This window comes from Cellulomonas sp. (assembly GCF_036279715.1).
GTDB lineage: Bacteria > Actinomycetota > Actinomycetes > Actinomycetales > Cellulomonadaceae > Cellulomonas_A.
Genome location: NZ_DASUIR010000078.1, coordinates 1 through 11,695, shown reverse-complemented (window position 1 = coordinate 11,695; position 11,695 = coordinate 1). Strand labels below are relative to the sequence as shown.

The 11,695-nt window shown below is 73.5% G+C and carries 10 protein-coding genes; 9 read left to right on the top strand and 1 reads right to left on the bottom strand.

Annotated features, from left to right (window positions below; all coding sequences use genetic code 11):
* The 4 genes from VFW79_RS08220 to VFW79_RS08205 form a co-directional block, all read left to right on the top strand.
* Positions 1-951 (top strand): Ig-like domain repeat protein (locus tag VFW79_RS08220; protein WP_329676825.1); only part of this gene is annotated, 951 nt, incomplete at its 5' end.
* A gap of 52 nt (positions 952-1,003) precedes the next feature.
* Complete coding sequence (locus VFW79_RS08215) at positions 1,004-2,620, top strand: hypothetical protein (RefSeq protein ID WP_329676824.1); 1,617 nt, start codon at positions 1,004-1,006, stop codon at positions 2,618-2,620.
* 317 nt (positions 2,621-2,937) lie between these two features.
* Positions 2,938-3,711: a phosphate ABC transporter ATP-binding protein gene (locus tag VFW79_RS08210; protein WP_329676826.1), complete on the top strand. Its 774-nt coding sequence runs from the start codon at positions 2,938-2,940 to the stop codon at positions 3,709-3,711.
* A gap of 138 nt (positions 3,712-3,849) precedes the next feature.
* A complete protein-coding gene (locus tag VFW79_RS08205; protein WP_329676823.1) occupies positions 3,850-5,292 on the top strand; it encodes a C40 family peptidase in 1,443 nt (480 codons plus the stop codon).
* A 126-nt stretch (positions 5,293-5,418) separates the two neighbouring features.
* On the opposite strand, the gene VFW79_RS08200 is transcribed toward VFW79_RS08205, so the two are convergent.
* Positions 5,419-5,916 (bottom strand): inorganic diphosphatase, encoded by a 498-nt coding sequence (locus tag VFW79_RS08200; protein WP_109131624.1) that lies wholly within the window; start codon positions 5,914-5,916, stop codon positions 5,419-5,421.
* Between the two features lie 164 nt (positions 5,917-6,080).
* Here VFW79_RS08200 and dacB point away from each other — a divergent pair, with 164 nt between their 5' ends.
* From dacB to VFW79_RS08175, 5 genes are all read left to right on the top strand, one after another.
* Positions 6,081-7,493, top strand: coding sequence for a D-alanyl-D-alanine carboxypeptidase/D-alanyl-D-alanine endopeptidase (gene dacB / locus VFW79_RS08195; RefSeq protein WP_329676822.1), 1,413 nt, complete (start codon positions 6,081-6,083; stop codon positions 7,491-7,493).
* 58 nt (positions 7,494-7,551) lie between these two features.
* Positions 7,552-8,703 (top strand): zinc-dependent metalloprotease, encoded by a 1,152-nt coding sequence (locus VFW79_RS08190; protein ID WP_329676821.1) that lies wholly within the window; start codon positions 7,552-7,554, stop codon positions 8,701-8,703.
* A gap of 4 nt (positions 8,704-8,707) precedes the next feature.
* Positions 8,708-9,796: a tRNA lysidine(34) synthetase TilS gene (tilS, locus tag VFW79_RS08185; RefSeq protein WP_329676820.1), complete on the top strand. Its 1,089-nt coding sequence runs from the start codon at positions 8,708-8,710 to the stop codon at positions 9,794-9,796.
* Between the two features lie 29 nt (positions 9,797-9,825).
* Positions 9,826-10,365 carry a hypoxanthine phosphoribosyltransferase gene (gene hpt / locus VFW79_RS08180; RefSeq protein WP_414647915.1) on the top strand — a complete coding sequence of 180 codons (540 nt, stop codon included), beginning with the start codon at positions 9,826-9,828 and terminating at the stop codon, positions 10,363-10,365.
* Between the two features lie 112 nt (positions 10,366-10,477).
* The coding region (locus VFW79_RS08175; protein ID WP_329676818.1) for an ATP-dependent metallopeptidase FtsH/Yme1/Tma family protein at positions 10,478-11,695 on the top strand (1,218 nt) is incomplete at its 3' end.

The window sequence follows — 11,695 nt, the reverse complement described above, 5'->3', positions numbered from 1 at the left end:
GTCCCGCTGCCGCTGACGTTCACGTGCTTCAGCGCCGCCGGTGCCGCGCTCGGGTACTTCTCGACGCCCATCACGATGACCGCGCCGGACAACCTGACCCTGACCTCGTGGTCCGTCCCGGCCCCGCCTGCGCTCGGCACCGCCACCGCGGTCGCGACCTCGACGACACTCGGCGCCGCCGCAGCAGGCGCGAACCTTGCGCTCACCGCGACGGTCGCTCCGAGCAGCGCGGCCGGCTCGGTGACCTTCAAGGAGGGCACGACGACCCTCGGTTCGGCCCCCGTCTCCGCCGGCGTCGCGACCTACACGGTCACGGCCCCGTCGATCGGCGCCCACACCTACTCCGCGAGCTTCGTCCCGACGGACGTCACCACGTTCCTCGCGTCGGACGCGCCGGCCCAGTCCTGGACCGTTGCAGCCGGCCAGGGTGGCATCGCCGTGACGCTGACCGTTCCCGCAGTCGTGCAGACCGAGCCGGGCAGCCTGACGCTCTCGGTCCCCAGCAGCGCTGCTGTCACCCTCTCCGGTGCACGCGACTCGGGCAACACCCGGGTGACCGCGACCGCAGCGCTGCCGGCGATCAAGGTTGACGACACTCGCCGTTCCGACCTGCTCACCGGGTGGCAGGTGAACGTCCAGGCGTCCGACTTCTCCCTCGCCGGCGCCCCCTCGATCGGTGCGAAGTACCTCGGCTGGACGCCCGCAGCGACGCTCACGACGACGGTCAACGGCAGCGGCAGCCTGCTGGCGACGCAGGCGGGGCCCGCGGTGTCGTCGTTCCTCGACGCTGCCACGAGCGCCGGTCTGAGCACGAGCGCGGTGCTCGGGTCGACGACGACGTCCGGTCAGGGGTCGACGACCCTGGGGGCCACGCTCAACCTCGCCATCCCCAGCTCGACGACCCAAGGCAGCTACAGCTCGACGATCACCGTCACGCTGATCGCCAGCTGAACCACCCCGCACCTGTTCGACAGATCGTCACACGCGAACCGGAGTGCATCTCATGACACACGTCTTCAGCCGTCGAGCCTCGCGGGTCACCGCGGTGGCGGTCCTGGCAGCGGTGGGGGTGCTCGGGCTTCCCGTGGTCCAGGCTGCCGTGGCGGACGACGCCACGGCGGCCTGGTCGGTCGGCCCGGCAGATGCGACGGGTGCAGCGGACAGCCGCACCCGTCTCGAGCTGCAGGCCGGCCCCGGCGCCTCGGTGCAGGACCACCTCGTGATCTCCAACGCCTCGACGGTGGAGCGCACGTTCTCGGTCTACGGGGCTGACGCCTTCAACACCGGGAGCGGCGGCTACGATCTCAAGCCCGCTGCGACCGCTGCGGTCGATGTCGGCTCGTGGGTCACGGTCGACACACCGACTGTGACGATCCCGGCGCTGTCGAGCGCCGTCGTCGCGGTCACGGTCGCCGTGCCGGCCGGTGCCGCCCCCGGCGACCACCCGGGCGGGATCGCAGTGTCCCCGGCGAACCCGACGCCGGACGCCCAGGGCGTCGTGGTGGACACGCGGGTGGCGGTCCGCCTGAACCTCCGCGTGTCGGGCGAGCTCACCCCCGCGCTCACCGTCCGCGGTGTGCACGCCTCCTACGGCTCGACGTGGATGCCGTTCGGCGCAGCGCCGACGACCTTGCACTACGACGTGTCCAACACGGGCAACGTCAAGATCGTCGGCAAGCCCCGCGTTCGGGTCACCGGACCCTTCGGCGTCCGGCTGGCCCAGGTGGACGCCGACAGCACGCGCGAGATCTTGCCGGGCCAGACGATCACGGTCGAGTCGGTCGTCCGAGATGTCGAGCCCCTGGCGCTCGCCACAGCGGTGATCGACGTCGACATGGCGGCCGCGCCCGGCCCCGACACCGAGATCCCGCTCGTGTCCACGTCGGCGCGCTCGACGTTCCTTGCGGTCTCCTGGACCGGGCTCGCGGTCATCGCACTCGTCGCCGGGGCTGTCTGGTTCGTCGTGCGCGAGGTTCGCCGGCGCCGTCGCGAGGGCGAGGAGCTGTGGGCGGCGATGATCGCGGAGGCGCGGTCCACCGGCGCCGACCCGCAGCTTCTCGGTGTGGGTCCGGCCAACCGAACGGCGCCCGTCGCCCGGCCCGACGCGCGTGGGAGCGACCCGACGGCCGGCTCGGTGCAGATCGTCGTTGTCACGGTCGTCCTGGCGGTCGGTGCGTTGGTGGCCGCGGTTGCCATGGCTCCCACGGCGCTCGCCGCACCCCGCGACGCGATCGTGTCGGTCGACTCGTCCGACACGGGTTCGCTCCAGCTAATCGTCCCGCCGGGGCCGTCCGTGCAGCCCACGGGTACGGGCGCAGGAAGCGCGTCGGGCAGGGGGGCGAGCGACGGCCGCTCCGCCGCGGGCCGCATGCCGCAGTCCTCCGCCCAGGCCGCCGGAGGCGGCCCAGCCCCCGCCGCCTCTGCGGCCCCCGCCGCACCCGCGCCGGAGACGCACGCTGGCCTCGGCCCGGACCTGATCTGGGCCGCGTGGACGGCTCACCACCGCACGCCGGGGCAGTGGCTGATCCTCGGTGCAGGTGGTTCGGGACTCGCCGCCGTGGCCGGTCTGCTCGCCCGCCCTACGTTCCTCCGTGCGCGTCGAGGAGGGCTGCCCGCGTGACCGCGCCGGTCCAGCCCCCGACGTCGACGTCCTCACCGATCGCCAGGAGACCCGCCGTGAACGACCGTCTCCCGAACCGCCTCGACAGCCCCGAGAGCGCCGTCGAGACCACGGCGATCCTGGCTCCGGTCGACGCCTGGGCGGAACCTGCAAGCCGGGGCGCGTGGCCTGCGGTGCCGGGGGTGCGCTCCCGAGACCGCTCGGCGGCGCGGGGGGACGACTCGTATCCCGACGGCCTGTCCAGCGCGGGCGGCGGTACTGCACTGCTCACCAGGGAACGGTTCGGGCCGGGAGTCCCCTCGTTCGAGCCGTCCGGTCTGGCGGAGCTGCGCGCGCAGTCCATCTCGGCGTGGTTCGGCAGCCACCAGGTCCTCGACCGCGTCTCGCTCACGATGCCCGCGGGTCGCGTCACCGCGCTCATCGGCCCGTCGGGCTGCGGGAAGTCGACGTTCCTGCGGATCCTCAACCGCATGCACGAGCTGGTGCCGTCCGCATCGCTCGCGGGTGAGGTGCTGCTCGACGGCGTCGACGTCTACGACGCGACCCGAAAGCTCACGCAGGCCCGCCGCGACATCGGCATGGTGTTCCAGAAGCCGAACCCGTTCCCGGCGATGAGCATCCGCGACAACGTGCTCGCGGGCCTCAAGCTCACGGGCGTCCGCGCGACCGGGGCTACCAAGGACGCGCTGGTCGAGGAGTCCCTGACCAAGGCCGGGCTGTGGCGCGAGGTGCGCGACCGGCTGTCGGCTCCGGGCGGCGGACTGTCCGGCGGGCAGCAGCAGCGCCTGTGCATCGCTCGGTCGCTCGCTGTGCGTCCGCGCGTGCTGCTCATGGACGAGCCGTGCTCGGCGCTCGACCCGACGTCGACGCGGGTGATCGAGGAGACGATGACCGAGCTCGCTCGGGAGGTCACCATCGTGATCGTCACGCACAACATGCAGCAGGCCGCCCGGGTCTCGCAGCAGTGTGCCTTCTTCCTCGCGGCAGAGGGCGCTCCGGGGGTCATCGTCGAGCACGGCGACACGAGCGCGATGTTCGGCTCACCCCTCGACCAGCGCACCGCGGACTATGTCGGGGGACGTTTCGGGTAGTTCGTCCAGAACCACAACCGTGTGACTCGTGTGACGGGTGTGACTGGTGTTCTCTTCTGGGATCTGCGCAGGTAGCGTGCCCTACGGGCCCTCTTCCGAGGCCTCAAGGTTTACCGCTGGGCAGACGAAGGACATGACGTGGCACTTCGACTCGGGACGGTCAACGGACGCACGCGCGCGGCCGTCGCGACGCTCGCGGCCGCTGTCCTCCTCGTCGGTTCCGCGACCACCGGCTCGGCGGACCCCACCGCCCCGAGCGACCAGGACGTGCGCGCTGCGCAGCAGGCCGTCACCGCCGCGCAGATGTCGGTCGCCGAGATCGAGGTGCGGCTCGCGCAGCAGAGCGTCGAGCGCGATGCCGCTGTCGTCGCCGTCCAGGCGGCCGGCGAGAAGTACACGCAGGCTGAGTCCGACCGGCTCGCCGCCGCCGACTCGGCTGCCGAGGCCGCCGCGCGGTCCGCAGCCGCGGACGCCCAGGCCGAGACCGCACGTCGCTCGCTCGTCGCGATCGCCCGGCAGACCGCTCGGTCGGGCGGATCGATGGACACGATCGAAGCCGTCCTGTCCGCCGACGGGTTCCGGCAGGTCGTCGACCGCAGCACGACGCTCGCGCGCGTCGGCACGAAGGCTGACGAGGCGGTCCAGCGGTACCGGGCCACGCAGCTCGTCGCGACCACGCTCAAGGCCCGCGCCGACTCCGCCGTTGCCGCGCAGGCTGCCGCGAGCTCCGCGGCCAAGGATGCGCTCGCCGCCGCCGAGGCCACGCAGTCCGCGTCCGACGCCGCGCTCGCTGCCGCGGCCACCGAGCGCGACAACCTCATCGGCCAGCTCGCCGCGGCCCGCAGCACGAGCGCGGAGGTTGAGCGCGCACGCCAGGACCAGCTCGACGCCGACCGGCAGGCACGCGCGGACGCCGCCGCTGAGGCGCAACGCCGCGCGGCCAGCGCCGCGGCCGCGGCTGCTGCGCCCACGGTGACCACCGTCGCCGCGACCAAGGCGCCGACGACGACAGCGCCCGCCGCGACCACCACGACGCCGCCCGCGACCACCGCGCCGGTCGTCACCACACCAGCCGCACCCGCAGCACCCGCGGCTCCGGCAGCTCCTGTCGCCTCCGATCCGTCGCCTGCCGTGTCAACGGCGCCCGCGCCCGCTCCCACGACGGCCCCGACCGGCACCTACGGTCTCGGCACCGGCCGGTCGCGCGGATCGGCGGATCAGGGTGCGGCGGCAGTCGCCTGGGCGTCGGCACAGGCCGGCCTGCCGTACGAGTGGGGCTCCGCGGGTTTCGCGAGCTTCGACTGCTCGGGCCTGACGATGCGTTCGTGGCAGGCGGCGGGCGTCAACCTCGCGCGGACCTCACGCGACCAGTACAAGCAGGTCCTCAAGATCAGCTACGACGAGATGCGTCCTGGCGACCTGGTCTTCTACTCGACGGACCCGACGGATCCCGATGCGATCTACCACGTCGCGATGTGGATCGGCGGCAACCAGATCGTGGAGGCTCCGCGCCCGGGTGTGCCGGTCCGGATCACGTCGATGCGCTGGGCCGCGACGATGCCGTTCGCCGGACGCGCCTGACCCGACGCTCACCCTCGCCGCCGCCAGCAGCCGTGCGGTGCCGGGGCCGGCGCGCGCATGGCGCCGCAGCGCCGGATGAGCGCGCACGCAGGTCCGGCACGGTTCCCCGCGCCGGACCGGTACAGCTCAGTGCATGTAGTAACCGGTGTCGATCGCGCGCTGACGCGACCGCTCGATCTCGGCCTCGGCCTCGATGCGGTCGGTCCAGTGCGCACCCTCGACGGACTTGCCCGGCTCGAGATCCTTGTAGACCTCGAAGAAGTGCTGGATCTCGAGGCGGTGGAAGTCGGAGACGTCGTCGATGTCCTGGCGCCACGCGGCGCGCTGGTCGCCTGTCGGCACGCAGAGGACCTTGTCGTCGCCGCCGGCCTCGTCGCGCATGCGGAACATCCCGAGCGCGCGGCACCGGATCAGGCAGCCGGGGAACGTCGGCTCCTCAAGGAGCACGAGCGCGTCGAGCGGGTCGCCGTCCTCGCCGAGGGTGCCCTCGATGAAGCCGTAGTCGTCGGGGTACCGGGTCGAGGTGAAGAGCATGCGGTCGAGGCGGATCCGTCCCGTCGCGTGGTCGACCTCGTACTTGTTGCGCTGCCCCTTGGGGATCTCGATCGTGACGTCGAACTCCACAGCTCTCCTCCGCAGGTGCGTGGTCGTCGCGCCGCGTCAGCGCGAGTCGGCACGCACGCGTGTCCGCAGGGCGGGTCGTGGTGCGGCCCGCCCCTCTTGTGTGCTTAGTGTGACGCACCGGAGGGCCTGCTGCGCCCCCCCGAGCAGGACGGAGAGGACGGCACATGGCATCGGGAGTGCGCGCGGTCGCCACGACGGCGCTCGTCGTGCTGCTCGCGGGCGGCGCGTACGTGACGGCGGACGCCTACGACGTCGTGCCGGGCATGGTCACGCTCGCCGCCGCCCCGGCGCCCCCGAAGCCCTTCCCGACGGCACCCGGCGCGGTGCCCGCGCCCGCGGTGACGGCGCTGCTGGCGGCGCTCGACCCCGCGGCGCCCGCTCCGGCCCCGGCGCAGCTGCAGGGCATGGTCGCGGCGCTCGTCGCGGACGCGCGGATGGGCGCGAGCACGGGTGTGGTCGTCGTCGACGGGCTGACCGGTGACGTGCTCGCGTCGAACGCCCCGACGGTCCCGCACACCCCGGCCTCGACCGCCAAGCTCGTGACGGCCGTGGCGGCGCTGACCCAGCTCCCGGCGTCGACGACGCTGCCGACCCGTGTCGTCAAGGGTGCCGCGGGCCAGATCGTGCTCGTCGGCGGCGGGGACATGATGCTGGCCGCCGGCGCAGGCGACCCGACGGCGGTCGACGGGCGGGCCGGGCTCGCCGACCTCGCCGCGCAGGTGGCCAAGGGCCTCAAGCTCGCGGGGACGACGACGGTGTCGCTCGGTGTCGACGACACCCTGTTCTCCGGCCCGAAGCTCAGTCCGACGTGGGCAGCCTCGGACATCGCCGCGGGGTACGTCGCGCCCGTCACGGCGCTCGCGGTCGACGTCGCCAAGATCAAGGCCGGCGAGTACCCCCCGCGCTTTCCCGACCCGTCGCTCGCGGCGGCCGGCCAGCTCGCCGCGCGCCTCGCGGAGCAGGGCATCACCGTGACCGGCACCCCGGCGCGGGTGACCGCGCCGGCGGGGGCGACCGAGCTCGGCGTCGTGCGGTCGGCACCGATCGCGGACGTCGTGCAGTACTTCCTGCACTCGTCGGACAACACGATCACCGAGGTCGTCGCGCGCCTCGTCGCCGTGCACATGGGTCTGCCCGGCAGCTTCGAGGCAGCGAGCAAGGCCGTGCTGCGCGCGGCGTCCGAGCTCGGGCTCGACACGTCGGGGGCCACGCTCGTCGACGCCTCGGGCCTCGGGGCCGGCTCCGCGCTCCCGCCGCAGCTCCTCGTCGACCTCGTCCGGCTCTCGACCGCCCCGACGCACCCCGAGCTGCGCGAGGTCGCGACGGGCCTGCCCATCGCGGGGCTGTCAGGCACGCTCGCGGACCGGTTCACGACGACGGCCGCGCGCGGTCTCGTACGGGCGAAGACCGGGAGCCTCCCGCACGTGACGTCGCTCGCGGGCACGGTCGTCGACGCGGACGGCCGCCTGCTCGCGTTCGCGGTCCTCGCGGACCAGACGCCCGACGGCGGCCAGTGGGCCCCGCGCGCGACGATCGACGCGTTCGTGACGACGCTCCAGGCGTGCGGCTGCCGCTGACCCGGGGCGCGTCCGCCTCGCCCAGGTTCGGTCGGGCCCACCTGGGTACGGTGGGGGCGTGAACCAGGCCGTGGAGGACACCGGGGCGGACGCCGTGCGCGGACCCGTCGACTGGGACATGGCCGCGCGCCTCGCCGGGCAGCTCGCGTCCCCGGGCCCGACGGCGACCCGCGCCGAGCTCGTCGACCTCGTCACCACGCTCCGCACCTCCGCCGCGACGGCCACCGTGCACGCAGCCCGCATCACCGAGCTCGCCCCGGCCGACGGGACCGACCCCGAGACCGACCCGGTCTCGCTCGTGCAGGTCGTGGACCGCCTGGGCTGGGCGCAGGCGAACGTCCGGATGCTCGCCGCGATGACGGCGTCTGTCCGCGGCGCGAGCGCGTCGACCGGCACGAGGCTCGCCGGGGCCGTGCAGGTCGGCGGGGTCCTCGCGCTGCTCTCGGGCAAGGTGCTCGGCCAGTTCGACCCGTTCACGGCCGACGCGCGCGCACCGCACGGCCGGCTGCTGCTCGTCGCCCCGAACGTGCTCCAGGTCGAGCGCGCGCTCGGCGTCGAGCCCGCCGACTTCCGGCTGTGGATCGCCCTGCACGAGCAGACGCACGCGCTGCAGTTCGCGGCGGCACCATGGCTCGCGGACCACCTGCGCGTCGGCGCGGCGGCGCTGCTCGACGACCTCGGTGAGCTCGTCCCGGGCGGGCTCGTGCCGGGCGCGGGCCATGGCGAGAACCGTCGCCGGGGCCAGGACGGCGGCCCGTCGTTCGCCGACGTCGTCCGCATCGCCTCGCGCGTCCTGGTGGGTCCCGACACCGACGGCGACGCCGCCGGGCTCCTCGACCTGCTCACGCCCGCGCAGCGCGCCCAGCTCGACGAGGTCGGTGCCGTGATGGCGCTGCTCGAGGGTCATGCCGACGTGGCGATGGATGCGGTCGGCCCCTCGGTCGTCCCGTCCGTCCGCCACATCCGGGCGCGGTTCGAGGCCCGCCGCGACGCGGGCGCGGCCTCCCGCGGGCTCGAGCGCGTGCTGCGCCGGCTGCTGGGCCTCGACGCGAAGCTCGCGCAGTACCGGGACGGCGCAGCGTTCGTGCGCGAGGTCCGCCGCGCGGTCGGGACCACCGGGCTCAACGCCGTCTGGTCCGCACCCGAGCAGCTGCCCACCGCCCGGGAGATCGCCGACCCGCGCGCGTGGGTGCGCCGGGTGCACGGCTGAGCCGATGACCGGACCGGCACCCGAGGTCGCCGCGCTGCGATCGGCCGTCACCGCGGCGACGGCCGACCTGCCCGACGGCGCGCTCGTGCTCGTCGCCTGCTCGGGCGGTCCCGACTCGCTCGCGCTCGCGGCCGCGACGGCGTTCGTGGCTCGGCGCAGCACCCGTGCCTCGGGTCGGGGGAGCTCGGGTCCCCTGCTGCTCGCCGGCGCCGTCGTCGTCGACCACGGTCTGCAGCCCGGCAGCGCTCAGGTCGCAGCGGCGGCCGCCGTCGCGTGCCGCACGCTCGGCCTCGACCCCGTCGAGGTCGTCCGGGTCCGCGTCGCCGCGTCCGGGGGCCCCGAGGCGGCGGCCCGCGACGCGCGGTACGCGGCCCTCGACGAGACCGCCCGCAGGCTCGGCGCCGCCACGGTGCTCCTCGGCCACACGCTCGACGACCAGGCCGAGCAGGTGCTGCTCGGCCTCGCCCGCGGCGCGGGCGGACGGTCGCTCGCGGGGATGCCGGCTCGACGCGGGCTGCTGCGCCGCCCTCTGCTCGGGCTGCGGCGCACCGACACCCTCGCTGCGTGCGCGGCCCTCGGGCTCGAACCCTGGCACGACCCGACGAACGTCCCGGCCGAACCCCGTGTCGGGCCGCTGCGCTCGCGCGTGCGGGCGCACGTCCTGCCCGTGCTCGAGGACGAGCTCGGGCCGGGCGTGGCCGAGGCGCTCGCCCGCACCGCGGACCAGCTGCGCGAGGACGCCGACGCGCTCGACGCACTCGCAGCCGACCTGCTGGCGACGTCGCTCGTGGCCGACGACGCCCCGTCCGACGGGACCGACCGTGCGCCGGGCGGCCCCCCCGAGCCAGGCCGCACGCCGGGCACCGTCCGGCTCGACGTCGAGGTGCTGACGGCGGCCGCGCCCGCGCTGCGTCGTCGCGCGCTGCGGGCCGCCGCGATCCGTGCCGGGGCGCCCGCAGGGTCCGTGCACCGCTCGCACGTCCTCGCCCTCGACGCGCTCCTGACCCACTGGCACGGTCAGGGCCCGCTCGACCTGCCGGGGATCCGGGCCGTGCGCGCGTATGGCAGGCTGATGCTTCAACCCGACCAGTGAAGAGAGCCGTCACGGTGGACCCTGTGGACATGGGCAGCGACCTCGAGCGCGTCCTCCTGACGGAGGAACAGCTCGGTGCACGCCTCGACGAGATGGCGGCGCAGATCGACGCCGACTACGTGGGCAAGGAGCTGCTGCTCGTCGGCGTGCTCAAGGGCGCGGTGATGGTGATGGCGGACCTGGTGCGTCGCCTCCACTCGTCGGTGCAGATGGACTGGATGGCCGTGTCGTCGTACGGCTCGGGCACCAAGTCCTCGGGCGTCGTGCGCATCCTCAAGGACCTGGACGCGGACCTCACGGGCCGTCACGTCCTCATCGTCGAGGACATCATCGACTCGGGCCTGACGCTGTCGTGGCTGCTGGCCAACCTGCGCAGCCGCGGGCCGGCGAGCGTCGAGATCGCGACGATGCTCCGCAAGCCGGACGCCGCCAAGGTCGACGTGGCCGTCAAGTACGTGGGCTTCGAGATCCCCAACGAGTTCGTCGTCGGCTACGGCCTGGACTTCGACGAGAAGTACCGGAACCTGCCGTTCGTCGGGACGCTCGCTCCGCACGTGTACGGCGCCTGAGGACCTCGCTTCCTGCCCTGGGCGAACACGCAGGGGAGTTCACACCCTCAGCGTGTAACTTCGATCCGACCAGTTCAGCGACCGGAGGGATGAAGGGGCACGTCCCCCGCCCATGACTCTCAAGAGACTCACTCGCGGCCCTGCCGTGTGGATCGCGCTCGCCGTCGTCCTCGTGTGGATCGGCGTGAGCGCACTCTCCGGCACGGGTGTCCAGCGCATCGACACGTCGGACGGTCTGAAGCTGCTCGCGCAGGGCAAGGTCGAGCAGGCGAAGATCACCGACGGCCTGCAGCGCGTCGACCTCACGCTGACCGAGGACTTCACCTCGGGCAGCAAGAACCTCGGCAAGCTGGTCCAGTTCTACTACGTGGTGCCGCAGGGTGACACGGTCGTCCAGGCGATCCAGAAGGCGGACCCGCCGGGCGGCTTCAACTCCGACAACCCGCAGCAGTCGTGGTGGGGCAGCCTCCTGACCCTGATCCTGCCGATGATCCTGCTGCTGGGCCTCTTCTGGTTCCTGATGTCGAACGCGCAGGGCGGCGGCTCCCGGGTCATGAGCTTCGGCAAGTCACGCGCCAAGCTCGTCAACAAGGAGTCGCCGCAGGTCACGTTCGCGGACGTCGCCGGTGTCGACGAGGCGGTCGAGGAGCTCGAGGAGATCAAGGACTTCCTCGCCGAGCCCGCCAAGTTCCTCGCGGTCGGCGCCAAGATCCCGAAGGGCGTGCTGCTCTACGGCGCACCCGGGACGGGTAAGACCCTCCTGGCCCGTGCGGTCGCGGGCGAGGCCGGCGTGCCGTTCTACTCGATCTCCGGCTCGGACTTCGTCGAGATGTTCGTCGGTGTCGGCGCGAGCCGTGTCCGCGACCTGTTCGACCAGGCCAAGCAGAACGCGCCCTCGATCATCTTCATCGACGAGATCGACGCCGTCGGTCGCCACCGCGGCGCCGGCATGGGCGGCGGGCACGACGAGCGCGAGCAGACGCTGAACCAGCTGCTCGTCGAGATGGACGGGTTCGAGAGCAACGAGGGTGTGATCCTGATCGCCGCGACCAATCGGCCCGACGTGCTCGATCCGGCGCTGCTGCGGCCCGGCCGTTTCGACCGCCAGGTCGTCGTCGATGCGCCCGACGTGAAAGGCCGCGAAGGCATCCTGCGCGTGCATCTCCGCAAGGTGCCGCTCGCGAACAACGTGGATGTCGTCTCGCTGGCCAAGGGCACGCCCGGCATGACCGGCGCCGACCTCGAGAACCTCGTCAACGAGGCCGCGCTCTACGCCGCCCGCTCGAACCGCGAGCGCGTCACCAGCCACGACTTCGATCTCGCGCGCGAC